23 protein-coding genes are annotated in these 23470 nt (G+C 61.6%); 14 read left to right on the top strand and 9 right to left on the bottom strand.

The features are described from left to right. Positions 1-12: 12 nt before the first annotated feature. The 4 genes from EK16_RS09650 to EK16_RS09635 form a co-directional block, all read right to left on the bottom strand. On the bottom strand, positions 13-687 hold the full coding sequence (locus tag EK16_RS09650) for a DsbA family protein (protein WP_038036682.1): 675 nt from the start codon (positions 685-687) through the stop codon (positions 13-15). Between the two features lie 97 nt (positions 688-784). After that, a complete protein-coding gene (locus tag EK16_RS11630) occupies positions 785-1276 on the bottom strand; it encodes a DUF721 domain-containing protein (protein WP_051929211.1) in 492 nt (163 codons plus the stop codon). A gap of 282 nt (positions 1277-1558) precedes the next feature. Beyond that, entirely contained in the window at positions 1559-2251 is a 693-nt protein-coding gene (locus EK16_RS09640; RefSeq protein ID WP_051929210.1) for a c-type cytochrome, read from the bottom strand. Positions 2252-2285: 34 nt separating this feature from the next. Beyond that, a complete protein-coding gene (locus EK16_RS09635; protein ID WP_038036681.1) occupies positions 2286-2963 on the bottom strand; it encodes a c-type cytochrome in 678 nt (225 codons plus the stop codon). A gap of 548 nt (positions 2964-3511) precedes the next feature. Here EK16_RS09635 and EK16_RS09630 point away from each other — a divergent pair. From EK16_RS09630 to EK16_RS09610, 4 genes are all read left to right on the top strand, one after another. Then, complete coding sequence (locus tag EK16_RS09630) at positions 3512-3931, top strand: rubrerythrin family protein (protein ID WP_038036680.1); 420 nt, start codon at positions 3512-3514, stop codon at positions 3929-3931. 262 nt (positions 3932-4193) lie between these two features. Further along, positions 4194-5564, top strand: coding sequence for a heterodisulfide reductase-related iron-sulfur binding cluster (locus EK16_RS09625; RefSeq protein ID WP_038036679.1), 1371 nt, complete (start codon positions 4194-4196; stop codon positions 5562-5564). 182 nt (positions 5565-5746) lie between these two features. Further along, positions 5747-6052 carry an encapsulin-associated ferritin-like protein gene (locus EK16_RS09615; protein WP_038036677.1) on the top strand — a complete coding sequence of 102 codons (306 nt, stop codon included), beginning with the start codon at positions 5747-5749 and terminating at the stop codon, positions 6050-6052. Between the two features lie 38 nt (positions 6053-6090). Continuing rightward, positions 6091-6711, top strand: a complete 621-nt coding sequence (locus EK16_RS09610) for a DUF3501 family protein (protein ID WP_051929209.1) — start codon at positions 6091-6093, stop codon at positions 6709-6711. A 117-nt stretch (positions 6712-6828) separates the two neighbouring features. Here the strand turns inward: EK16_RS09610 and groL are convergent, their stop codons facing one another. From groL to EK16_RS09595, 3 genes are all read right to left on the bottom strand, one after another. After that, positions 6829-8460, bottom strand: coding sequence for a chaperonin GroEL (groL, locus tag EK16_RS09605; protein ID WP_038036676.1), 1632 nt, complete (start codon positions 8458-8460; stop codon positions 6829-6831). Positions 8461-8530: 70 nt separating this feature from the next. Continuing rightward, positions 8531-8818: a co-chaperone GroES gene (gene groES / locus EK16_RS09600; RefSeq protein WP_038036675.1), complete on the bottom strand. Its 288-nt coding sequence runs from the start codon at positions 8816-8818 to the stop codon at positions 8531-8533. Positions 8819-9102: 284 nt separating this feature from the next. Further along, the gene (locus EK16_RS09595) at positions 9103-10320 is read right to left on the bottom strand and encodes a GNAT family N-acetyltransferase (RefSeq protein ID WP_038036674.1); all 1218 of its coding nucleotides are present in this window, start codon (positions 10318-10320) and stop codon (positions 9103-9105) included. Between the two features lie 429 nt (positions 10321-10749). Between EK16_RS09595 and EK16_RS09590 the strand changes: the two genes are divergently transcribed. The 4 genes from EK16_RS09590 to EK16_RS09575 all read left to right on the top strand — a co-directional run bounded on the left by EK16_RS09590 (position 10750) and on the right by EK16_RS09575 (position 14958). Next, the gene (locus EK16_RS09590; RefSeq protein ID WP_038036673.1) at positions 10750-12246 is read left to right on the top strand and encodes an EAL domain-containing protein; all 1497 of its coding nucleotides are present in this window, start codon (positions 10750-10752) and stop codon (positions 12244-12246) included. Positions 12247-12370: 124 nt separating this feature from the next. Beyond that, on the top strand, positions 12371-13360 hold the full coding sequence (locus tag EK16_RS09585; protein ID WP_051929208.1) for a TIGR01459 family HAD-type hydrolase: 990 nt from the start codon (positions 12371-12373) through the stop codon (positions 13358-13360). Then, the gene (locus tag EK16_RS09580; protein ID WP_038036672.1) at positions 13357-13812 is read left to right on the top strand and encodes a MaoC family dehydratase; all 456 of its coding nucleotides are present in this window, start codon (positions 13357-13359) and stop codon (positions 13810-13812) included. The genes EK16_RS09585 and EK16_RS09580 overlap by 4 nt, the downstream gene beginning before the upstream one ends. Positions 13813-13926: 114 nt before the next feature. Continuing rightward, a complete protein-coding gene (locus tag EK16_RS09575) occupies positions 13927-14958 on the top strand; it encodes a bifunctional riboflavin kinase/FAD synthetase (protein ID WP_038036671.1) in 1032 nt (343 codons plus the stop codon). Between the two features lie 62 nt (positions 14959-15020). Here the strand turns inward: EK16_RS09575 and EK16_RS11625 are convergent, their stop codons facing one another. Continuing rightward, a complete protein-coding gene (locus EK16_RS11625) occupies positions 15021-15755 on the bottom strand; it encodes a helix-turn-helix transcriptional regulator (RefSeq protein WP_081910458.1) in 735 nt (244 codons plus the stop codon). Between the two features lie 478 nt (positions 15756-16233). Here EK16_RS11625 and EK16_RS09565 point away from each other — a divergent pair, with 478 nt between their 5' ends. Continuing rightward, positions 16234-16641 carry a PilZ domain-containing protein gene (locus EK16_RS09565; RefSeq protein WP_156098563.1) on the top strand — a complete coding sequence of 136 codons (408 nt, stop codon included), beginning with the start codon at positions 16234-16236 and terminating at the stop codon, positions 16639-16641. Continuing rightward, positions 16638-16847, top strand: a complete 210-nt coding sequence (locus tag EK16_RS09560; protein WP_038036670.1) for a hypothetical protein — start codon at positions 16638-16640, stop codon at positions 16845-16847. The genes EK16_RS09565 and EK16_RS09560 overlap by 4 nt, the downstream gene beginning before the upstream one ends. Positions 16848-17018: 171 nt before the next feature. On the opposite strand, the gene EK16_RS09555 is transcribed toward EK16_RS09560, so the two are convergent. Then, positions 17019-17402 (bottom strand): c-type cytochrome, encoded by a 384-nt coding sequence (locus EK16_RS09555; protein ID WP_038036669.1) that lies wholly within the window; start codon positions 17400-17402, stop codon positions 17019-17021. A 272-nt stretch (positions 17403-17674) separates the two neighbouring features. Between EK16_RS09555 and EK16_RS09550 the strand changes: the two genes are divergently transcribed. The 4 genes from EK16_RS09550 to EK16_RS12325 form a co-directional block, all read left to right on the top strand. Next, on the top strand, positions 17675-19171 hold the full coding sequence (locus EK16_RS09550; protein ID WP_038036668.1) for an FAD-linked oxidase C-terminal domain-containing protein: 1497 nt from the start codon (positions 17675-17677) through the stop codon (positions 19169-19171). An 89-nt stretch (positions 19172-19260) separates the two neighbouring features. Then, positions 19261-20505, top strand: coding sequence for a glycolate oxidase subunit GlcE (glcE, locus tag EK16_RS09545; protein ID WP_038036667.1), 1245 nt, complete (start codon positions 19261-19263; stop codon positions 20503-20505). Between the two features lie 34 nt (positions 20506-20539). Further along, positions 20540-21985 carry a glycolate oxidase subunit GlcF gene (gene glcF, locus EK16_RS09540; protein ID WP_051929204.1) on the top strand — a complete coding sequence of 482 codons (1446 nt, stop codon included), beginning with the start codon at positions 20540-20542 and terminating at the stop codon, positions 21983-21985. A 208-nt stretch (positions 21986-22193) separates the two neighbouring features. Further along, a partial coding sequence (locus tag EK16_RS12325; RefSeq protein ID WP_197059668.1) for a hypothetical protein occupies positions 22194-23470 on the top strand: 1277 nt, incomplete at its 3' end.

Genomic DNA, 23470 nt, shown 5'->3' with positions numbered 1-23470 from the left:
GATGGGGCCGCATCAGCCCTTCGCCTTGTTCAGCTCCTCGTCGATGATCTTGCGGAAGGTCTCGTAATCCTGATTGCCAACCACCCGCCGCCCGTTGATGAAGAACACCGGCGTTGAATCCACCTGAAACAGCCGCGAGGCATCCTTGGCCGTGCCGATGATGCCATTGGCCACTTTCTCGTTCTTCAGGCAGGCGTCGAATTGTTCCTCCGTCATTCCCGCCAGCTTGGCGATCTTGAGCAGTTCCTCGCGCGGATTCTTCACCCATGTGCGCTGATTTTTCATGATCAGGTCGAGCATGGGGAAGTACTTGTCCTTGCCTGCGCAGCGCGCGAGCATGAAGGCGGCAAGCGCCAGCTGATCCAGCGGAAACTCCCGGAAGATGAAGCGCACCTTGCCGGTGTCCACATAATCCTTCTTCAGCTTCGGCCAGGTGTTTTCATGAAATTCGGCACAATGCGGGCAGGTGGCCGATGCATATTCGACAATGGTCACCGGCGCATCCTCCTTGCCAAGGACCATGTCGCCAAGCAGCACCGGCTTGTTGAGGACCTTGACGTTGACCCGCTCCGGCTTGTCCTCCTCCGCCGCCAGAGCAGAAGCGGCCCCGCCGGTGCTCAGGGCAACGCCGGCAAGACCGGCCAGGGAGGATGCAATGAGTGTGCGTCTGTCAAGTATGGTGTTCATGGATTCGTGCCTAGCTGATTGTTTCGGTTTTTCCAAGCCTTGTCGCTTTCTTATGCCCCCGCATCTGTGGAAGACCGGCCAAAAGCCGCGCCATTGTTCATGATCGCTTCTCGCCGCTGCGCCTTTGCCCTTCTTTCGCCGCGATGCCTTCCGCAAGCCGCCTCAGCGATTCGGCGAGGGCGGGATCACGCACGGTCCGGATCCTGCCCTGAAGCGCGCGCATCAAATCAGGATCCGGCTGAAGCGTGCGCGCCTGCGGACGCGATGATTGACGCGACGGGCTGAACGGCGCCTGAACGAAGACGATGCGGCCGATGAGCGCATGCCCGAAAAAGGCGTTGATGCGATCGATGAGCTGTCTGTGCATGTGCTGAAGCTCAAGGGCGCGCCCCGGCTGCGCCTGAAGTTTCAGCACCAGCCCCGAGGCCGTTCCCTTTCCGCGCGGGCGCTCCAGCTTCAGCGGGCGGCAAAAGGCGGCCGCCTCTCCCGCCACCTCCGGCCAGTGCGCAAGCAAAAGCGCCCATTCCCGCCCATGCTTGCCCAGGGCCTTGCCCGCCACCGAATCGAAAAGCCTGCCCAGCGGTTTCATGGTTTCAGATCGCATTCATGTCCTGGCCGCTTTCCTGGCCGTTCCTGTTGGCGGCGGCGCACATCCCTCTGGGCCCATCGCCCCTGCTTTATTAAGGCGTCACAAGGGACAGCTCACCGCTCAAGAGGCGGCCATCGGCGCGGATTCGCATTCCCGGGAAGGCATGAGAACATGTCGCGATGCCCTTGACCAGTTACGGTTCTGTCATAAGCGAGCAGCGCTTACTTGCAGGCTGGCGCCGCCTCACCCCGCCCTTGCAAACAGCGACGATAAGGGCGGCTTTCAGTTCTGATTGCCGGCGGTGGAGGAGCCTTCCGGCTGCAGCGTGCTTAAGAACAGGGCGATGCTTTCCATGGCCAGCCGCGGCAAGTTCTTGGCGATGTGCTGCATGATGGCGTCGTCGGTCTTGCGCTCGCCGGACTTGAAGGCCTTCAGCTGGTTGACGATGTACTTGCGATGCTGTCCGGCCAGCCGCGGCAGGGTCTCGCTGCCGCGGGCATCCTCGCCGTGGCATTCGCGGCAGGCGGGAATATCGATGAACTGATCGCCATAGCGGAAATAGTATTCCCCCATCTTCAGCAGAAGCTTCTTTTTCGGCGTGCGCGGCACGCGGTGCGACAGGGGCGGCTGTGCGGAAAACCAGGCGGCAAGGTCGCGGATTTCCTCATCGGTCAGCTTGGCGGCCTGTTCGTTCATGATATCGCTTTTGCGCACACCGGAACGGAACAGGCGCAGCTGCTTTTCCAGATAGGCGCGGTTCTGCGCCGCCAGGCGGGGATAGATGGCATTGGAGGCCTCGCCATGAAAGCCGTGACAGAGCTGGCAGCGTTCCTCCAGGATCTTCTTCACGCGCGGGCTGGGCTCGGCGGGCGGTTTCTGCCCGGTGTTGCTTTCTGCGGCATGGGCAGACACTCCCATGGAAAACAGCGCGGCGGCGCCCGCCAGCATCAGAATGTTCAAGGCCTTGGCCATCATTGCCCTTCTCCTCGTTTCCTCGTGTTGTCTCGTGTCAGTTCTTGTCCGTGCTGGCCTCCGGGGCGAGGATGCTGAGATAGAGCGCCACGCCCTGCATGGCGAGCGGCGAGAGCTTGCGCACGATCGAGTGCATGATGGCGTTGTCGTTGGTGCGCTCGCGCTTGGAGAAGGCCTTGAGCTGCTTGATGATGTAATGCCTGTGCTGTCCGGCCAGCCGCGGCAGCTTGGCCGAGCCTTCGCCCTGCCGGCCATGACAGGTCATGCACGGCGGAATGTCGGCATAAGGATCGCCATACTTGAAGACGTATTCGCCCACCTTGAACAGCAGCTGCTCCTGCTCGTAGTCGGAGAGCTTGTGCGCCAGGGGCGGCTGCCGTGAAAACCAGTCCGCCAGAGCCTCGATCTGCGCATCTGTCAGGTCTGCGGCCTGTTCGTTCATGATGTCGGACTTGCGCTTGCCGTCACGGAAGTTCTTCAGCTGCTTGATCAGGTAATCACGGTTCTGGGCGGCAAGACGCGGATAGATGGGATTGGAGGCCTCGCCGCGATCACCATGACAGAAGGTGCAGGAATCCTCGATGATTTCCCTGATCTCCTCCGGTGGCTGGGCTGCGGGGGCGGCCTTCTCCGCGCGCGTGGCCGCATGGCCGGAAAGCGCACCGGCAGAAACGAGAAGGCCGAGCGCAAGCAGGGCGGTGGTAACTCTGGCCATGGCATGAGATGACGCAAATAAGTCTTTTTTCCCTTCTCTCCGGCGGCAGGCGGGCTTTTTGCCCATCAATGCATGCGTTAACAGCCTGACATACCGGTTTTGGCCGGTATGAGCACGCCTGTCGCGTATCATGCGGACATGGTTGCGCATTGCATTCTCCCCTAGCAGGCCCCACATGTTCATGTGCGGCAGGAGCCGGGCGCCGTCAAGCGGCCAGGGCGCCGCACAGAACCCCGGCGCGAAAGCGATGCGATCAGGGGTGACTGGCGCGAAACACGCTGATCAGGCGCCAAAGAGAAATGCCAAAAAATTTTTCTCGAGAAGGGGTGGACAGCAAATTAGAATTGTTCTAATAAAATATCCGTGACTTTGTCACACATAAGGGAACGCTTCAGGGGGGGAACGACGACACGACGCTGCAGACCCTGCGAATTTCCCGCCCGCTCTTGCCAGCGCGGGCAGGAGGGCAAAGGCGCCCGTGTCGCGTCCTTGAGCGGAAGAGTTATCGGATGACGACATGGTGTCGTAGTTGAAGAGGAGAGAGAACCATGGAACTGAAGGGCTCCAAGACCGAGCAGAACCTGAAGGAAGCCTTTGCCGGCGAGAGCCAGGCCAACCGCCGTTATCTCTATTTCGCCCAGCAGGCGGACGTTGAGGGCTACAACGACATCGCCGCCCTCTTCCGCTCCACCGCCGAGGGCGAGACGGGCCATGCCTTCGGTCATCTGGAGTATCTGGAGCAGGTGGGCGATCCGGCCACCGGCCTTCCCATCGGCAACACGAAGGACAACCTGAAGGCTGCCGTCGCCGGTGAGACCTACGAGTATACCGACATGTATCCGGGCATGGCCAAGACCGCCCGCGAAGAGGGCTTCGACGAGATCGCCGACTGGTTCGAGACGCTGGCCAAGGCCGAGCGCTCGCACGCCAACCGCTATCAGAAGGCCCTCGACGAGCTCGAGGACTGATCTGCAACACGCCCATGTCCGGTGTTTTCCCCTCATGGGCGCGAAAAGGCCCGTGAGAAAAATGCCGGCATGATCACGCATGCGGGGGCCGGCTCGCGGCATTCTTGCCTAAAAAGGAGGGCGAACGTGTCGTGCGGGTCGGCCCTTTCTGCAAGCGATTTATTTGAATGATTTGAATTCGCAGAATTTGGGGCAGATGAAAGCCGCCGGGACGGCGGCTTCAGCGAACGGGTCGCATCGGGAGACGATCGGGAGCAGGGCGATGAGCGAGAAAAAGACACCCACCGAAGGCATTCGCGAAGGCAATCTGGAGGCGCCGGAGCGTCATCCGGTGAAATGGCGGGACCCCGCCTTCTATGACGAGGAGGCGCTGCTGAAGGAGATGGAGCGCGTCTTCGACCTGTGTCATGGCTGCCGGCGCTGCGTGAACCTGTGCAACGCCTTTCCCACGCTGTTCGATCTCGTCGATGAATCGCCCACCATGGAGATCGACGGTGTGGACAAGAAGGATTACTGGAAGGTCGTGGACGAATGCTACCTCTGCGACCTGTGCTTCATGACCAAATGCCCCTACACGCCGCCGCATCCGTGGAACATCGACTTTCCGCACCTGATGCTGCAGGGCAAGGCCTTCAGATACAAGAAGGACGGCGCGAAGTTGCGCGACAAGATGCTCACCAGCACCGATCTGATGGGCAAGTTCTTCGCCAGGCCGCTGATCGCGCAGGCTGTGAATGCCGCCAACCGCATCGGCCCGCTGCGCCGGGCGCTGGAGGGCTCCTTTGCCATCAATCACGAGGCCTGGATTCCGCCCTTTGCGCCGAAAACGGCGGAAAAGCGCCTGAAGGCCTATCTCGGCAGAAATGGCGAGGGCGAGGCAGCCGGGCGCACCCGGGGCAAGGTGGCGGTGTTCCTCACCTGCTATGCCAATCACAACGAGCCGAAGGTGGCGGAAGATCTGGTGAAGGTGCTGGAGCACAATGGCCTCGTGGTGCGCGTGGCGGAATACAGAAGCTGCTGCGGCATGCCCAAGATGGAACTGGGCGACATGGAGGCCGTGGCCCGCATGAAGGAGGCCAACATCCCCTATCTCGCGCAGCTGGTGGACGAGGGCTTTGACCTAGTCGCGCCCGTGCCTTCCTGCGCCCTGATGTTCCGCCAGGAGCTGCCGCTGCTCTTCCCCGAGGATGAGCAGGTGCAGAAGGTGGCTGCGGCCTTCTTCGATCCGTTCGAATATCTCTATGAACGGCACCGCGAAGGCAAGATGAACACCGATTTCAAGCAGGGCCTGGGCCGCGTGGTCTATCATGCCGCCTGTCATCAGCGGGTGCAGAATGTCGGCCGCAAGACCATGGAGGTTTTAAAACTCATTCCGGATACGGAAGTGAGGATCGTGGAGCGCTGCTCCGGCCATGACGGCACCTATGCGGTGAAGGCGGAGCATCACGAGGCGGCGGTGAAGATCGGCCGTCCCGTCGCCCGCCAGGTGCAGAGCCAGAAGGCGGATCACTACGGCTCCGACTGCCCCATGGCAGGCCATCACATCGAGCACATCTATCAGGAGCACTTAAAGGCCGGAGAGAAAGCGGTGGAGCATCCCATCAGCCTGCTGCGCAAGGCCTATGGCATCTGAGAGCTCAACCACCATGATCATACTACACGACACATCCATCGTCATACCGGCGAAAGCCGGTATCTCCGGCCACAATCGCATGAGTTTGCGGCACGAGACCCCGGCTTTCGCCGGGGTGACGAGAAAGATGGCAACATTGTGTCGTGTAGTGTGCGCCATGAAAGAACAGGGAGGCTAAAGCCATGGCCAACGAGGGCTATCACGAACCCGTTGAGGAGCTGAAAGAACAAACCCGCGACATGCATCGCGCCATCGTTTCGCTGATGGAGGAGCTTGAGGCGGTGGACTGGTACAACCAGCGCATGGATGCCTGCGCGGATGAGGAGCTGCGCGCGATCCTTGAGCACAATCGTGATGAGGAGAAGGAGCATGCGGCCATGATCCTGGAATGGATCCGCCGCCGCGATCCGGCCTTCGATCGCGAGCTGCGCGACTGGTTGTTTACCGACAGGCCGCTTGTGCCCACGCATCACCGCCGTGAGGACTGAAAGGACAGACATATCAGGATCACAAGGAGGCAAGACCCATGAGCACGGATGTTCTGACCCGCAAGGGCGAGAAGAAGAAGGGGCCGCTTAAGCGCGAGGATCTGTTCTCGCTGGAGGAATATGCCGTCGCCCGCCCCGAATTCCGCAAAAAGGTGATGGCCCACAAGAAGAACCGCATCGTGCCGGTGGGCCCCAACGCCACCATTCATTTCGAGGATTCGCTCACCATGCAGTATCAGATCCAGGAGATGCTGCGCATCGAGCGCATCTTCGAGCCCGAGGGCATTCAGGAGGAGCTGGACGTTTACAATCCCCTCATCCCCGACGGCTCCAATTTCAAGGCCACCTTCATGTTCGAGTGGGATGATCCCAAGGAGCGCATCGAATGGCTCTCCCGCCTGGTCGGCGCGGAAAACAGGATCTGGATCCGCATCGGCGATCACGAGAAGGTCTATGCCATCGCCAACGAGGATCTTGAGCGCTCCACCGAGGACAAGACCTCATCGGTGCATTTCCTGCGCTTTGAACTCACGCCGGAGATGATCGCCGATCTCAAGGCGGGCGCGCCCATGACCGTTGGGGTGGAGCATCCCGAATACACCCATGAAGCCACGGTGCCGGAAAACGTCCGCGCCTCCCTCATCGAGGACCTTTCCTGATTGCGCAGACATATCAGGGGCCAAGCGCCAAAACCCGGCAATTTCATTTCCGTGCAAAAAGGCCCGCCGGAAGCGGTTCCGGCGGGCCTGATTTTTTCTCGTGAGGCGGCCGACGGATCAGAAGCCCATGTCGCCCATGCCCGGATTGGCCGGGGCGGCGGACTCCTTCTTCGGCTTCTCGGCGATCATCGCCTCGGTGGTGATGAGCAGACCGGAGACGGAGGAGGCATCCTCCAGCGCGGTGCGCACCACCTTGGTCGGGTCGATGATGCCCATCTTGATCATGTCGCCATACTCGCCGGTCTGGGCGTTGAAGCCGAAGTTGGGATCGTCGCTCTCCAGCACCTTGCCGACGACCACCGCACCCTCAACACCGGCGTTATCGGCGATCTGACGGATGGGCGCCTCGATGGCGCGGGCGATGATGTCGATGCCCGCCTGCTCGTCCTCGTTGTCGCCCTTGAGGTCCTCAAGCGCCTTCTTGGCCCGCAGCAGGGCGACACCACCGCCGGGCACGATGCCCTCCTCCACGGCGGCGCGGGTGGCGTTGAGCGCGTCGTCCACGCGGTCCTTGCGCTCCTTCACCTCCACCTCGGTGGCGCCGCCGACCTTGATCACCGCAACACCGCCGGCGAGCTTGGCCAGGCGCTCCTGCAGCTTCTCCTTGTCATACTCGGAGGTGGTGGTCTCGATCTGCTGCTTGATCTGCTTGATGCGGGCCTCGATGTCCTCCTTCTTGCCGGCGCCGTCGACGATCGTGGTGTTGTCCTTGTCCACGATCACCTTCTTGGCGGTGCCGAGCATGTCAAGGGTGACATTCTCCAGCTTGGTGCCCAGCTCCTCGGAGATCACCTGACCACCGGTGAGGATGGCGATATCCTGCAGCATGGCCTTGCGGCGATCGCCGAAGCCGGGCGCCTTGACCGCCACCACCTTCAGGCCGCCGCGCAGACGGTTGACGACGAGGGTGGCCAGGGCCTCGCCCTCCACGTCCTCGGCGATGATCAAGAGCGGCCGGTTGGCCTGCAGCACCTGCTCAAGCAGCGGCAGGATGGCCTGCAGCGAGGAGAGCTTCTTGTCATAGACGAGGATGTAGGGATCCTCCAGCTCGGCCACCATCTTGTCGGGGTTGGTGATGAAGTAGGGCGAGAGGTAACCGCGGTCGAACTGCATGCCTTCCACGACCTCAAGCTCGGTCTCCAGGCCCTTGTTCTCCTCGACCGTGATCACGCCCTCGTTGCCGACCTTCTCCATGGCCTTGGCGATGAGCTCGCCGATCTCCTTCTCGCCATTGGCCGAGATGGTGCCGACCTGGGCGATCTCCTCATAGGACTGGCACTGCTTGGAGCGTTTTTTAAGGTCCTCAACCACGGCCTCCACCGCCTTGGTGATGCCGCGGCGCAGGTCCATGGGGTTCACGCCGGCGGCCACCAGCTTCATGCCCTCGTGCGCAATGGCCTGGGCGAGCACGGTGGCGGTGGTGGTGCCGTCACCGGCGACATCATTGGTGCGGGAGGCCACCTCACGCACCAGCTGCGCCCCCATGTTCTCGAACTTGTCCTCAAGCTCGATCTCCTTGGCGACGGTCACACCGTCCTTGGTGGTGCGCGGCGCGCCGAAGGCCTTCTCGATGACCACATTGCGGCCCTTGGGGCCCAGGGTCACCTTCACGGCGTTGGCCAGCACGTCGACACCGCGCAGCATCGCGTCGCGCGCATCGAAGCCGAATTTCACTTCCTTGGCAGACATGGCGTTACCTGTCCCTTCCTTGTCACGAATTCTTCATGTTCACGCCCCGCAAGCGACGGCGCTTTTTCGCTCACTCGAGAATGCCGAGGATGTCGGACTCCTTCATGATCAGGAGCTCCTCGCCGTCGATGGTCACCTCCGAGCCGGACCACTTGCCGAAGAGCACCTTGTCGCCCACCTTCACATCGAGCGGCACGATCTTGCCGGTCTCGTCACGGGCGCCGGGCCCAACGGCAAGAACCTCGCCCTGCTGGGGCTTCTCCTTGGCGGTATCGGGAATGATGATGCCGCCGGGAGTCTTGTTCTCCTCCTCGATGCGGCGCACCAGAACGCGATCATGCAAGGGCCGAAATTTCATCGTCCTTTCTCCCTAAAGGCTTTGGCAGTCCTGCAATGATGGATGGTCCACCTTCAAGCGCCCCGCATGCCGATCCCGGGACGCCAATACCGAAATCCTTTCATGCCGGCCTTGGGGCCGAACCCTGGGGCCGAACGGCCTTACAGCTGTTAGCACTCTCTTGAGGTGAGTGCTAACAGCTGCGCAGGACATAGGCGGAGCCATAGCAGAGGTCAAGACCCGGGCGGGAAAAATTCGACAAAATGGTCAACGGCGCCGGAACGCAGCAGAGGAAGGAACACGTTTCATGTTGAAACCGGCCATCTGGCGGCGGTGTGAAAGAAGGTGAGCGGGCGGCGCAGGCGGGGGTGTTTTTCAAGGATGCGTTTTGCGGCGGGTTTCAGGGCAAGAAGCGGTGTCAGCGCGCGCATGGCGAGGTTTCCGCGCCAAGTTATCGACACAAGCAGAGTGCCGGCAGGATGGATGGAGGTGCTCCAGGCCTGCTTGTAGGGCATGCTGCCCACGCCAAGATCAAGGCGGCGCACACCTCTTGCCGGCAAGGCATCGAAAAGATGGGCAAGCAGCACTTCGCCGGGGCTGTAGCGTGCCAAAGGCGCATCGGCATCGAAAGCCGATGCAAAGACGGAAAAGCGGCCATGGGCGGCAGCGCCGGCAAGGACGGCCAAAAGCCGCCCGTTCACGGACAGGGTGTAAATTTCAAGAAGGCCCTGATCGAACAGGGCGCGATAGAAGGCGGCCCATCCGGCCATGATGCCGGGCGCTGCGGCGGCGCCCTTGCGCGCCAGGCGGGCGGCTTTCCAGGACAGAAGCGTGTGAATGGCCTCATGGGCCTGTGCCCGCTTCGTCACCCTGCCGATCCGCAGGGTTCCGACAGCAGCCAGGCGGTTGCGCTTATGACGCAGGCGGGCGCGGGCCTTGCGGCTGCGATGGGCGGAGAAAAAGGCCTCAAGCCCCTTGGCGGGCAATACCGCCTCGAAAAACCGTTCGGTGATGATCCAGCGGACGCGCGGCCAGGAAGACGCGGGCGATTGCCCGTCCGCCTGCGCAATCACGTTCTGCATGAGAAGGAGATCGATGCCGGCCCGTTTCAGGTGTGCGCAAACAATGGTAAGCGCTTGCGTGATCAGGGCGTGATCATCATTGCGGCAAAGGGGACCTGCGATGTTGGCATGCTTCTCACCGGCATGCACGGCAATGGCAAGCGGGCCGATGCGCTTAACCAGCAGCGGCAGCAGCAGGAACGGCCGGCCCTGATGATGCACGGCTATGATGAGGGGCCCTGCCCTCTTGCGCCGGCCTAAGGTTTTGAACCAGGCGGTATGAAAGGCGGGATGCTGATAGACGTGCCTGCCGGCGGTCTCAAACAGCTCCTGCCAGAATGTTTCCGCGGCATGGACATCCTCAAGGAGCGCCACATGCCAGTCCGCTTCCGCTGCAGCGCCGGTCGCCGGCGGATCACAGGCTGCGGGCGCAAAGGCGGGGATGATCGATGTCCATGCCATGGCAATTCCTCATGTTCATTCGTGCGGGGGCGCGTCCCTGCTTGTTCCGGGATGGCACGCCTGCGCCCTTGCGCAACGGCGTGCGGCATCTGTGCAGCCCCAAAACGCAAGGTGCGTGCCATAATGATAATGATTATCACTTTTTAAGAAAGGTCACGCATCCTCAAAGCCGCGACGCGAAGGGGGCTTGCGAAAACCCGCGCCGGTGGTGCAATGAGGCGCAAGGCGTGCATGGGGTGATTCGCCACACAGGAAAGAATATCTGGCCACTCCTGGCCGCAGATGGCATGATGGCGGCTGCGTGCACCAGACAGCCTTGCCATTCTGGATTCCGGTTGCGTCCAGAACCCGTGACCGGAGCCTGAAGGGCGATGCACTTTCGGTGCGCATGGTGAAAGCCGGCTTTCCGGGCGAGGGACATCGGGGATCATGAAGCGGGGGGATCTTGCCTTTTATGTTCTGATCGCGCCGCTGGTGTTGAGCGGCGCGGGCGCGGCCCTTGCCCTGATGGCCGCGCTCGGCATTCTCTCACCGGCGGCTGCGTTGCCGCTGGCCATGCTGCTTCTGGCCGCCGCCCTGCTCATCACCCTCGCCTGGATCATGCGTCATGACAGGGTTGAGGGACATCGCCAGACCCAGATGGCGCGGCTGCTCGCCTCCATGCAACAGCGGCTGGCGCGGCTGGAGCGGGATATCACCGCCCTGCTCGAAACACCACGTTCACATGGACACACCGCCCCTGCCGAAACGAAGGACCGCACGCCTTCGGTCACGCGGCCGGGCCCGAAAGGATCTTCTAGAGCATCCGCCACGCGCCCCCCATCGAAAGCCTCTGAGTCCATCCAGAATCCTTGTGAGGTTGGCGCCACGAAAACCGCATCTCACCTGTCTGCCGAAACGCCTTCTCCTGCTCCAGCAGCAGCGCCGCACACTGCGCATGATGCCCCGGCGGTTTCCGCACAGGGGGCGCACCCCCGAAATCATGCCGCAGCGACGTCCGCGCACAAAAGTGCATCCCACTCACCTTCGCCGCAGCATGCACCTGCACCCGCCCAGAGCCCGCCGGTGATGCGCGGCAGTGTGCCGGGCAATGACGGCTCCGGCCTGAACGGGGCGGGCGTTGAGACACGCAGCGAAAGCCTGACGGGCCCGTGGCTTGAGGGCTTTCGGCTCTACATGGAGCCGATCGTGGACCGGCATGCCAGAAAGACGGTGATGTACCGCGCCCTGCCGGCGCTGGCCCGCGGTGGCGATCATGTGCATCTGGGACGGGAGGCGCAGCTGCTTGCGCGCAACGGCGGGTTTTCCGCCGCGCTGGATGTGCATGTGATCGGCGCGGCCGCGGCCTTTCTGCGGCGGCTTCGGGAGCATGGGCAGGTGCTGCCGGTGATCGCCGCTCTCTCCGAAGAGCTGTTTCTCATGCGCGATGCCCGCGCGCTGTTGGGCGAGGCGCTGAAAAGTGCGGCGGATGTGCGCGATCATCTCGTTCTTGAAGTGCCGCAAAGCGCTTTGGCGAGCATGGGCAATGGCGGCGTGCTGCTGCTGGCCTGGCTGGCGGGCCTGGGCGTGCGGCTGTGTCTGGGCGAGGCCGATCCGGAACACATGGATCCGCAGGCGCTCGCCACCCTCGGCTTTGCCTGGGCGGATGTGGCGCTGCCGGTGTTGAAGGCGGCCCCTGCGGGCGCATTGCCTTTGCAGGGGGCGCCGGAGCTCATCGTCTCCGGCGTTTCCGCACCGGCGCAGGCAGCGGCCCTGCCCAGCCGAGTGCGTTTGGTGCGCGGGCGTCTCTTCGCCCCGCCGCGGCGGCTGAAGGAGGATATTCTGGCGCAGGCGCAGATCCTTGCGCCTTCCGTCCTCGGCATGAACGAGGGGGCGGCCGCGGCCGGCGCCTTGCGGCCCGGTGCCTTCGCCAGAGGTGCCGCTTGACACCATGCCCCTGCCCGGCCCATTCATCGGCGCAAGCCTGCCCGGGCCCACATTGCGGGCATGTCCCCTGTCGCCTTGAGCACGGGGGGCTGTTTCTGGCGCGAAATCCGGAGCCGAGCATTCCATGCCGCAGAGCTTTCCGACATTGGCGAAAACGGGGGACATTCCGCTGATCAATGACGTTGCGCCCTTATCGGCGCAGTATCCCGTCTGGTTCTGTGATGTCTGGGGTGTGGTGCACAACGGGGTTGTCGCCGATGAGGCGGCGTGTGACGCGCTCGTCCGTCACCGGGCAAAGGGCGGTATCGTCATTTTCATCACCAATTCGCCGCGGCCGGTGCAGGCGCTGATCGAGCAGCTCGAGGGGCTGAAGGTGCCGCGGGAGGCATGGGATGATATCGTCACCTCCGGCGATCTCACCCGGGCGCTGATTGCCCGGCATGCCGGAAAGCGGGTTTTTCACCTGGGGCCTGAGCGCGATGCGCGGCTGCGCGAGGGCCTGCCCGTGACCTTCACCGGCCCGGAGGAGGCGGACGTGATCCTCAATTCCGGGCTGTTTGACGACAAGACGGAACAGCCGGAACAATACCGCCCGCTGCTGCAGGCGCTGGTGAGGCGCAAATTACCCATGGTCTGCGCCAATCCCGACATGAAGGTGCAGCATGGCGCGCGCATCATTCCTTGCGCCGGTGCGCTGGCCGCGCTCTATGCCGAGATGGGCGGAGAGGTAATCATGGCCGGCAAGCCCTATCCGCCCATCTATGAAGCCTGCCTTGAAAAGGCGGAACGGGTGGCGGGGCGCAAAATTGAGCGGGAAGAGATCCTGGCCATCGGCGATGGTCTCGCCACGGACATTCTGGGCGCGCGCAATTTCGGCATCCATGCGCTTTATGTGGCCTCGGGCGTGCATCGGCAGGAGCTGCATGAAAAGGGGCTTGCCTGGCTGATTGCGGAAATTCAGCGCATCGCGCCGGGGGTGAAGCTTGTGGGCATCACCGAGCGCCTGCAATGGCTGGGGCAGGAGCAAGAAGAGCAAGAAGAGCAAGAAGAGCAACAGCCGGGGGCGAGGAGCGCGTCTGAGAAGACGGCGCAGGAAAAAGGACAGGAACGATGAGCAACCCGATTCCTTCGCAGGAGAGCGTCCGGCAGGTGTTCATCGAGGACATGGAAGAAGGCATGAGCGCGCGGCTGACGCGGCGGCTCGATGAGGAGGCGGTGCGCACCTTCGCCGCACTGACCGGAGACGTCAATCCGGTGCATCTGGATGCCGCCTATGCGGCCGAAACCCCCTTCAAGCGACCGATCGTGCATGGCATGCTCACCGCCTCGCTGATCTCGGCGGTGCTGGGCACGCAGCTTCCCGGCAGGGGGGCGATCTATGTCTCGCAGAGCATTCAGTTTCGCGCCCCGGTCTATGTGGGCGATGACGTGACGGCGGAGGTGACGGTTACGGCCATCGACACCCGGCGCCGGCGCGTGACGTTTGCCACGCGCTGCCTTGTTGGGGACAAGGAAGTGCTGCGCGGCGAAGCCGTGCTGATTGCGCCGAGCCGGGCACAGGGGTGAGGCCTTGAAAGGGGCGTCATCCTGCGCCCGGTGCGGCTTTGGCACGCTTGCCCGTGCAAGGAAAAGGGCACCCGGGAGCAAGGGTAGTCAGGAAAGAAGGAGCTGGTTGGGGTCATGAGCCGCATCGTTCTGCTGGATAGGGAGATACCGCAGACCGTTCGGGGCGGTGTCGTGGCCATCGGCAACTTCGACGGCGTGCATCGCGGGCATCAGCAGCTTCTGGAAACGGCCCGGCGCATTGCTGAACAGGAAAACATCCCGTGGGGGATGATGACGCTGGAGCCGCATCCGCGGGATGTGTTCCGGCCCGATGAGCCGCTGTTCCGGCTAACCCCGCTTCCCATGAAGGCGCGGCTGCTTTCCGGCCTGGGCGGTGATTTCGTGGCGGTGCTGCCGTTTTCGCGAACGACGGCGGCGCTGGAGGCGGAAGATTTCGTGCGCCAGTATGTGGTGGAGACCTTGGGCGCGCGGCATGTGGTGACGGGATACGACTTTCATTTCGGCCATGGGCGGAAGGGCAATCCGGACCTGATGCGCCGCCTGGGCGAAAAACACGGCTTTGGTGTCGATATCGTCGATCAGGTCACGGATGATGACGGTATTGCGCCGTTTTCCTCCTCCGCCATCCGCAATCACCTGCGCCGCGGGCATGTCAAACGCGCGGCGCATGAGCTGGGCTACTGGTGGATGGTGGAGGGCGAGGTGGTGCACGGCGATGCGCGCGGGCGCGAGATCGGCTTTCCCACCGTCAACATCCGCCTCGATCCCGGCTGCGAACCGCGCGAGGGCATCTATGCCATGCGCGTGCGGCCCGCGGACGGCAGAATGGACGATTTGCCGCCCATGCCGCATCCTTCCGGCTGGTTCGGCGCCGGTTACGTGGGCAGCCGCCCCACCTTCGACGGACACAGCCGTTTTCTGGAGGTGTTCCTGCTGGATTTCTCCGCCGATCTCTACGGGCGGCGGCTGGTGGTGGATTTCATCGCCTTCATTCGCGGCGATGAGAAATTCTGCTCCGTGGATGAACTGATCGACCGCATGAATGCAGACGTGGCCGAAATCCGCACCATTCTGAACAAGCTGATTGATGATGATCCCATGACGGCCTTTCCCTTGGGCGCCCTGCAGCACCAAGGCCGCCTGTGATCTTAAAAAGGCCGAGAACCGGTCAGGCCCTTTCCAAGCCTTTCTTGAGACAAAGGGGATCTTCAGGGAGCGACAGATGTGAAATCCTCGTCGGGCAGCATCAGCCCGAGCTCATAGGCGCGGGATACGGCCTGGGCATTGGTCTGGACCTGCAGTTTTTCGCGCACCATGCGCATGTGATGATTGACGGTGCGCTCCGCGATCCCGAGGATCACGGCCGTTTCCCAGTAACTCTTGCCCTGCGCGCACCAGTGCAGGCATTCCAGCTCTCGCCGGGAGAGGAGCTCTTCGGCGCAACAGGGCGCTATGCCCTGAACAAGCAAAATGGTCTCATGGAATTGCGCGAGGAAGATCTGTAACCGCGGCAATGCCTCTTCCTTGAAGCGACGCCACTCGATCTCGCTCCCATTCGCGGATGCAAAAAGTATCCCCGTCTCCCCGCCGGCGCTGCGCACGGTGAGCAATGCGCCGCGGTTGCCAACGTCGGGGAGGTTCATGATCGCCCTTGCATCTTCGTCGCTGCGCTGGGTGAGATCGACCGGGGCGACCGTTCGGACGCCCATACGGACAAGGGCTCCGAAACCAGCATGGGCATCAGCCAGGACTTGCCTGCCCCATCCGGCGGGAAAGGTATGGATAAGATGCGGCACGCGCACAAGGAAATGATGCGGTTTCAGAAAGAAATAGGCCAGCGCATCAACATCATGTGCGGCAGCGGCGGCGCGTAAGATGTCCCGTCCCTCTTTTTCACATTCGAGGGAAGACAGACATTCCAGCAGGGAAGATAGACGTTCCACTTTCTCAGTGCCCCAGCCCCCGCCAAGCCACGCGAATCACTCTCATGTTTGAGAATAGGTGTTGAATCCAATAAAAGCAAGCGGGTTGCATATAAAACATAGGTAATATGATTTTCCTTCAACGTTGTAATTGGCGCATACATACACAACCCTTATGCAACTATGAGGAAATTTTTCGTATTGACTTTGGTCAAGATGGGGTTTGCTTTGAGACAGGCCACAATTCCTATTGTGACTTACGGTCAGTTGGTTTTTCTATTTTGTGTGACCAAAGTCAATCTTAATACTTCATTATTCCTTTGAATGATTAAAAAATTCGATTACGCTCGGCATGTCTTGCCCGGTGCATGCGCAGGTCCCGTTAACTCTTTATTGATGAACTTGCCTCGATCATTCCACTTGCATCATGGATTCTGTCCCATTTTGGAGCATGGTGCTCGGGTTTGCCGAATTGCGAAATGGTGAATAGAGGCATGACATGATCTGGCCGATCGGCACAAAAAGACGTGGCGGAGCAACGTGTCCGAGCGGCGTTGGTCAAACGGCCAATCGCCCCAACCGGCGGCGCAGTCCGCGCCGGCGCACGCGATTGCGCTCCGGCAAGCTCGCCACGATCGATAACCGCTTCATCACCGAATGCCAGATCTTCGACCGTTCCTGCGAGGGGGCGCGGCTGCGCCTCGCCGGCCGCATCCGCCTGCCTGAGGTTGTGAAGTTCTATGATGATCAGAACCAGGCGCTCTATGTCGTCCGCGTCGTCTGGCAGCGCGGCAACGAGGTTGGCATTTTCTTTCCGGAAGGCGCGCGCGTGAACGACCCGAAAGCGATAAGCCGGCTTGCGGGCAAATACTATGCCGTCAACACATGGGAGGGCATCTGGCGATGACGGCGCACGAACGGCCCGAACAGCAAAAGCGCTTCCGTCAGCTCCTTTCCGCACTCGAAAACCGCGACCGGCGACCTCAGAAACGCGATGCGGACATGATCCTGCTTGGTGCCGTTCTGGAAAACGCCCTGCGCGATGCCTGCGCGAAAATGGTCACCGCCGGGGTGAACACGCCACCTGCCACCGGCAAAAAGGCGGCAGAGTGATGTCTGATAAAGCATGATGCTGCCGGTTTTTCCTTCTGAAACGCTACCCACCAAAGTTTTTATTGGGGGATCATGCCTATATGCCGGCTTGCGCATGAAAAAGGGGCGGGGAAGAATGCTCCCCGCCCGCATGACTGAGCTGTCGCCTGTGACGGTGCAGTTGAAAGGATCTTACTGCCCGGACATTTTCTTGATGTAGGCGATGACGTTGGCGATGTCCTCGTCCTTCTTCAGGCCGGCGAAGGCCATCTTGTTGCCCGGGATGAACTTCTTCGGCGCTTTCAGGTACTTGGCGATGTTCTCCTCGGTCCAGACCAGGCCTTCCTCGCCCTTGGCCTTCATGGCCTTGGAATACTTGAACTTCGGCACGGAAGCGGCCTTGCGGCCCACAACGCCCTTCAGATAGGGGCCCACCTTGTTCTTCTCCTTGTCGACGAAGTGGCAGGCCTTGCACTTGTTGAACACCTTCTTGCCCTTGTCCGGATCCCCTTCCGCGAAAGCCATGGACGGAACCAGAACCAGAGCCAGTGCGGCAAGCGCGATCTTCTTCTTCATCTCCTCAGGCCTCCTTGGCTGCTTGTGGCGCGGGAACACGAAAGACCTGCGTAAACGTTCCCGCCCATCGCTTCAGATACCTTGTCCGAAAGACACCGGCGTTCCCCACACGGCCGGCATGCGGCAATGCCCGCTAAGGAGCATTGCAATGCCGGGACAATACAGCAAAATGTGACGAAATCCGCAATTGCGGCAGAAGACGCAACAATTTGCCGCGTGACAGATTGTCAAGGGGCTGCGGCAGCCTCCGATTTCGGCAGGGAAAGCGCGCCATGAGCCAGCCTGAGATGCCCAGGGCCAATGCCGACGTCATCGCCCGGCGCGAGGCGATCGCTGCCGATTTGCAGCGCCTGTGCCCGGATACCCCGGTCATCGTTTCGCCCACGGAGCTGCGCGCCTATGAATCGGACGGGCTGACCGCCTATCGCCAGCCGCCGCTGCTCACCATTCTGCCGTCAACGACGCAGGAGGTTGCGCGCATTCTGCGCTATTGCCATGACCATGCCATCCGCGTGGTGCCGCGCGGGGCCGGCACGTCGCTCTCCGGCGGTGCCCTGCCGCTTGCCGATGCCGTCCTGCTTGGCATGGCGCGTTTCAACCGCATTCTCGACATCGACCTCGACAACCGCTGCGCCGTGGTGCAGCCGGGGGTGACCAATCTCGCCATCACCCGCGCGGTGGCCCATGCCGGTTTTCATTATGCGCCCGATCCTTCCTCGCAGATCGCCTGCACCATCGGCGGCAACGTGGCGGAGAACGCCGGCGGCGTGCACTGCCTGAAATACGGCCTGACCACGAATAATGTGCTCGGCATCGAGATGGTGACCATCGAGGGCGAGATCGTGCGCCTCGGCGGCCGCCACATGGAGGCGGAAGGCTACGACCTGCTCGGCCTCATGGTGGGCTCGGAGGGCCTCATGGGCGTGGTCACCGAGGTCACCGTGCGCCTCACCCCCAATCCCATCACCGCCCGTGCCGTGCTCATCGGCTTTCCTTCCGTGGAGGATGCCGGCCGTTGCGTGGCCGATGTCATTTCCGCCGGCATCATCCCCGCCGGCATGGAGATGATGGACAAGCCCGCCATTCACGCCGCCGAGGCCTTCGTGCATGCCGGCTATCCCCTTGATGTCGAGGCGCTGCTGATTGTGGAGGTGGACGGCCCGCCGGAGGAGGTGGACGAGCTGATCGAGCGCGTTCTCGACATCGCCAAACGCAACCGGGCCGAAAGCATGCGCGCCTCGCAGTCGGAACAAGAGCGCCAGCTTTTCTGGGCCGGGCGCAAGGCGGCCTTCCCCGCCGTGGGGCGCATCTCGCCGGACTATTACTGCATGGACGGCACCATCCCGCGCCATCGCCTGCCGGAGGTGCTTTCCGGCATTGCCGAGCTATCAGGCCGCTACGGGCTTGATTGCGCCAATGTCTTTCACGCCGGGGATGGCAACCTGCATCCGCTCATTCTCTATGACGCCAACGATGCCGATCAGCTCCATCGCGCCGAGCGCTTCGGCGCCGACATCCTGCGCCTGTGCGTGCAGGTGGGCGGGGTGCTCACCGGCGAACATGGCGTGGGCGTGGAAAAGCGCGACCTGATGCCGGAGATGTTTTCTAAGACCGATCTTGAGGTGCAGATGCGCCTGAAATGCGCCTTTGATGAAAAGCAGCTGCTCAATCCGGGCAAGGTCTTTCCCAGCCTGAAGGGCTGCGGCGAATTAAGCCCGTTCAGCGCGCGCGAGATCGAGAAGCGCTTTCCGGACATCCCGCGCTTCTGAACCGGGTGCCCGGCGCCGCAGCAAGAGGCATGAGGTTAAACACCGGCACGGGCAATTCTGCTACCGGCACCGGTGAAACAGGGACAGGATTGAACATGGCGGAGGCAAGCAGACCGGCTGATGAAAACGCCCTGGCCGCGCTGGTGAGCGAGGCGGCCGCGCAGGGGCGGCGGCTTTCCGTGCGCGGGGCGGGCAGCCGGGAAGGCCTGGGCCGGCCGGTTGAGGCCGATCTCGTGGTGGAAACAACCGCCCTGTGCGGCATCACCCTGTATGAGCCGGAGGAGCTTGTCCTCTCCGCCCGGGCCGGCACGCCGCTTGCCGATATCGAGAAAGCCCTTGCCGAAAAGGGCCAGATGCTCGCCTTTGAGCCGCCGGACCTGTCGCGCCTGCTTGGCAACACAGGCCGCGGCCCCGGCACCCTGGGCGGCATGACCGCGGCCGGGCTGGCCGGTCCGCGCCGGGTGAAATTTGGCGGCGTGCGCGATCACCTGCTGGGCTTTCGCGCCGTCAACGGCCGCGGCGAGCTGTTCCGCGCCGGCGGCCGCGTGGTCAAGAACGTCACCGGCTATGATCTTTCCAAGCTCATGTGCGGCAGCTGGGGCACGCTCGCCATTCTCACCGAGCTCACCTTCAAGGTTCTGCCGGCGCCGGAGCGCACCCTGACCCTGCTGTGGACGGGCCTTGCGGAAGAAAGGGCCCAGGCCCTGATGACCGAGGCGATGAAAAGCCCCATGGAAGTCTCCGCCGCCGCCCATGTGCCGGCCGGCATCGACGGCAGGGAGACAGCGCGCACCGCCCTGCGGCTGGAAGGCTTCGCCCGCTCAGTTCAGGCGCGCGCCCATGCCCTGAAAGAGCGGTTGCAGGACTTTGGCAGGCCCGATGAAATCACCGATGCGGAAAGCCTGCGCTTCTGGCGGGACATCCGCGATGTTGCGCCCCTGCATGCGCATGAGGATGCCTTCATCTGGCGCATCATCGGCCCGCCGGCGCAAGGAGGCGAGAGGGTGCAGACCATCCGCGCGCGCATGCCGGATGCGCGGATGTTCATGGACTGGGCCGGCGGCCTCATCTGGCTGGCCACGCCGGAAACGGACGACATCGAGGCCGCTCGGCAACAGGCCGAATCCTTGCGCGCCATCGTCAAGGAGGGCGGACATGTCACCCTGATCAGGGCGCCCGCGGCCATCCGCCGTGCGGTGCCGGTGTTTCATCCGCAGCCCCCCGCCCTGGCGCGGCTGGCCGAACGGGTGCGTGCCAGCTTCGATCCCGCCTGTATTCTGGAACCGGGGCGCATGGTGCCGCTGCCCCGGGAAAACGCCGCTGCCGATACTTAAAGAGCGAGGCTGAGACAAGCACGGAACGAAAAGCATGCAGACCGCCTTTACCGAAGCCCAGCGCCGCGATCCCGACATCGCCGAGGCCGATGCCATCCTGCGCGCCTGCGTGCATTGCGGCTTCTGCACCGCCACCTGCCCCACCTATCTGGAGCTGGGCGAGGAAAACGATTCGCCACGCGGGCGCATCTATCTGGCCAAGACCCTGCTGGAAGGCGCCGCTGAGGATGCCACCGTCGTCGCCCGGCATCTCGACCGCTGCCTCACCTGCCTGTCCTGCATGACCACCTGTCCCTCCGGAGTGGATTATGTGCACCTGCTCGATATCGCCCGCGCCCGCCTTGCCAGGGCGCCGCAGGCGCGCCCCTGGCACAGGCGGCTTGTGCATACCCTGCTCGATACCGTCGTGCCGCATCCGCAGCGCTTTGCCCGCATGCTGGCGCTGTCCCGCCTCTTTCGCCCGCTGCTGCCGATTGTAAAAAGAATGGGCGCGGATCATGCCGCATTCGCGCCGTTTTTGCGCATGTGGCAGGCGGCGGCCAAAGCGCCGAAAGCGCCCGATTCGCCCATGCGCGGCGTCTTTCCGGCCCGGGGGAAAAGCCGCGGGCAGGTTGCGCTGCTTGCTGGCTGTGCACAGTCGGTTCTCGCCGGCCGCATCGACCGCGCCAGCATTCGCCTGCTCAACCGCCTGGGCTGGGATGTGGTCATCCCCGAACAGTCCGGCTGTTGCGGGGCGCTGTCCCTGCATCTCGGCCATCGCGCCCGCGCTGAAAGTTTTGCCCGCGCCAACATCGCCGCCTGGGAGGATGCGGATGTTTCGGCCGTGCTGATCAACGCCTCCGGCTGCGGCGCCGTGGTCAAGGATTATGGCCATCTGCTGGTGCGTGATTCCGCCTGGGCCTCACGTGCCCGCGCCATCGCCGAAAAGACGAAGGACCTTTCCGAATGGCTCGCTGAGCAGGACTGGCCGGAAGCATGGAAGGCGCCTGCGGATGCGCCGCCGCTCATTCTGCATCAGCCCTGCAGCCTTCAGCACGGACAGCGCATCACCTGCGAGCCCGCCGGCATTCTCACCCGCGCCGGTTTTGACGTGCACCTCCCCGAGGAGCCGCACATCTGCTGCGGCGCCGCCGGCTTTTACACCATCACCGAACCCGAAATCGCCGACCGCTTAGGCCGCCGCAAGGCCGGCCACCTGAAGACAGCCGCACGCAAGGCAGCCGGCACCAGCCCACAGGCGCATAACATCCCACAAGATGCGCATGAAGAAGGCGCCGCCCTTGATGCACCCCGCTCCGCTGCCTGTGCCCCTGGGCAGGCGCCCCTTTCCGCCCGCGCCCTGATCTTCGGCGAAAAAGGGGGCAACAAGCCCGAAGCCCTCGTCGTCTCGGCCAACTTCTCCTGCATGGATCACCTCACACGCCACACCACCCTGCCCGTATTGCATTATGCGGAAATTCTCGAAGCGCTATCTCATTAAAGCATCCTACACCTCACAAAATCCCTCTATACGCGCAATTTTCCCCTATTAGATTCATAACATCTTGACCGCCCCTTTAACGAGCATTACCATTGCGAAAAAAGGTCTCACCTATACACTCTTTGATAGAAGAGGCACGGAGGGGAAAATGGCACCTGTTAATGACACTAATAATTCCTCCTCGAATCACGGAGGCTTGGGAAATGTCGTGGACACCATCACCGGCAAGCTTAATGAATATACAAAAGATATTTTGACAGAACAAAATCTTGTCGTTGATGGATATCAAAAAGCTGTAGAAGGGCAAGGTTATCTAATCGGCTTAGTGGAACCTAAATATTCAGGCCTTGCCAAAACACTCATGACAGCAACCGGCAATCTGTTCGGTTTAGTAGATATAGCCAACGGATATAGAGAAGGAGGCTGGAAAGAAGCTGCAATTCAAACTGCAGGGGCAGCAGCTAATATTTTTTCTTCTCTTGGGGTGGGAAAAGCCTTGGGTATAGGCGGAAAGTTACTTGGCACAGGGATTTCCAAGTTTTCCCCAACACTCGGTGGCTTTGTTGGAGAGGCAGCCAAATATGTATCAGGGGAATATTTCGAAAGAATGGCGGAAGATGCATTAAGGAGCGCGATAAATTATATCAGCTCGCAGGAAGAAGAGGAAATAAATATAATAGATCCAGGTATAAACCCAAATGACTTTGTAGATATTGACAATCTTGGCACATCCTCCTTGGGAGACTTATTTGACCAAATAGGAACCGGAAATTATGATGGGATAGGGTTGATCGGGAATATGCCCGATAATAATATAAGTGGAATTAGCGGGATAGATTTTAACAATATTTATAGCCCCGACAGTTCTTTCTTCTCACCAGAAGTGAATATCACCGACCTTATAAATCCTGCAAGTGTTAACCCTCCAACAGGATTTGATATTTCCCCTTGGGAAGGATTATCTCCTGACATGATCAATGCCATAACCGGCAAAGAGCCAGAATTTATGGATTTTATCAGCGATATCCCTCCATCTGTGGATCCAGGACTTTTGAGCACTGGATTATATGATCCTTTCCTTGATGGGCTGAATATCGATCCTGGCTTACTATCTCCCATCATCGATGCGCCATTAAATCCGGATCCTGTGTTCGATCTGCCAGAAACCATCACTCCTGAAGATCCCCTGTACGTTGATCCTCCGCTGGACATCCCCGGCGTCAATGAATTCGCAAGCATCGAGATTGATGGTGCCTTGCTGGACAGCCTGCTTGGCGAGAACACCCTTGGTCTCGATGACGTGTTTGACCCGTTGGAGGACTGGGATGATCCTTGGGAAGATTGGGATGATCCCTGGGAGGACTGGGGTGATCCTTGGGAAGATTGGGATGATCCCTGGGAGGACTGGGGTGATCCTTGGGAGGATTGGAGCGACCCATGGGATGACGATTGGGGTGACCCATGGGATGACGACTGGAGCGACCC

The organism is Thermopetrobacter sp. TC1 (genome assembly GCF_000746275.1).
In the GTDB taxonomy this organism is placed as follows: domain Bacteria; phylum Pseudomonadota; class Alphaproteobacteria; order Rhizobiales; family Aestuariivirgaceae; genus Thermopetrobacter.
This window is presented reverse-complemented; position numbering and strand designations above follow the sequence as displayed.

Bases quoted from the DNA above. Each gene is read 5' to 3' on its own strand.
- EK16_RS09650 (WP_038036682.1), bottom strand. From the start codon at position 687: ATGAACACCATACTTGACAGACGCACACTCATTGCATCCTCCCTGGCC.
- EK16_RS11630 (WP_051929211.1), bottom strand. From the start codon at position 1,276: ATGAAACCGCTGGGCAGGCTTTTCGATTCGGTGGCGGGCAAGGCCCTG.
- EK16_RS09640 (WP_051929210.1), bottom strand. From the start codon at position 2,251: ATGATGGCCAAGGCCTTGAACATTCTGATGCTGGCGGGCGCCGCCGCG.
- EK16_RS09635 (WP_038036681.1), bottom strand. From the start codon at position 2,963: ATGGCCAGAGTTACCACCGCCCTGCTTGCGCTCGGCCTTCTCGTTTCT.
- EK16_RS09630 (WP_038036680.1), top strand. From the start codon at position 3,512: ATGGAACTGAAGGGCTCCAAGACCGAGCAGAACCTGAAGGAAGCCTTT.
- EK16_RS09625 (WP_038036679.1), top strand. From the start codon at position 4,194: ATGAGCGAGAAAAAGACACCCACCGAAGGCATTCGCGAAGGCAATCTG.
- EK16_RS09615 (WP_038036677.1), top strand. From the start codon at position 5,747: ATGGCCAACGAGGGCTATCACGAACCCGTTGAGGAGCTGAAAGAACAA.
- EK16_RS09610 (WP_051929209.1), top strand. From the start codon at position 6,091: ATGAGCACGGATGTTCTGACCCGCAAGGGCGAGAAGAAGAAGGGGCCG.
- groL (WP_038036676.1), bottom strand. From the start codon at position 8,460: ATGTCTGCCAAGGAAGTGAAATTCGGCTTCGATGCGCGCGACGCGATG.
- groES (WP_038036675.1), bottom strand. From the start codon at position 8,818: ATGAAATTTCGGCCCTTGCATGATCGCGTTCTGGTGCGCCGCATCGAG.
- EK16_RS09595 (WP_038036674.1), bottom strand. From the start codon at position 10,320: ATGGCATGGACATCGATCATCCCCGCCTTTGCGCCCGCAGCCTGTGAT.
- EK16_RS09590 (WP_038036673.1), top strand. From the start codon at position 10,750: ATGAAGCGGGGGGATCTTGCCTTTTATGTTCTGATCGCGCCGCTGGTG.
- EK16_RS09585 (WP_051929208.1), top strand. From the start codon at position 12,371: ATGCCGCAGAGCTTTCCGACATTGGCGAAAACGGGGGACATTCCGCTG.
- EK16_RS09580 (WP_038036672.1), top strand. From the start codon at position 13,357: ATGAGCAACCCGATTCCTTCGCAGGAGAGCGTCCGGCAGGTGTTCATC.
- EK16_RS09575 (WP_038036671.1), top strand. From the start codon at position 13,927: ATGAGCCGCATCGTTCTGCTGGATAGGGAGATACCGCAGACCGTTCGG.
- EK16_RS09565 (WP_156098563.1), top strand. From the start codon at position 16,234: ATGATCTGGCCGATCGGCACAAAAAGACGTGGCGGAGCAACGTGTCCG.
- EK16_RS09560 (WP_038036670.1), top strand. From the start codon at position 16,638: ATGACGGCGCACGAACGGCCCGAACAGCAAAAGCGCTTCCGTCAGCTC.
- EK16_RS09555 (WP_038036669.1), bottom strand. From the start codon at position 17,402: ATGAAGAAGAAGATCGCGCTTGCCGCACTGGCTCTGGTTCTGGTTCCG.
- EK16_RS09550 (WP_038036668.1), top strand. From the start codon at position 17,675: ATGAGCCAGCCTGAGATGCCCAGGGCCAATGCCGACGTCATCGCCCGG.
- glcF (WP_051929204.1), top strand. From the start codon at position 20,540: ATGCAGACCGCCTTTACCGAAGCCCAGCGCCGCGATCCCGACATCGCC.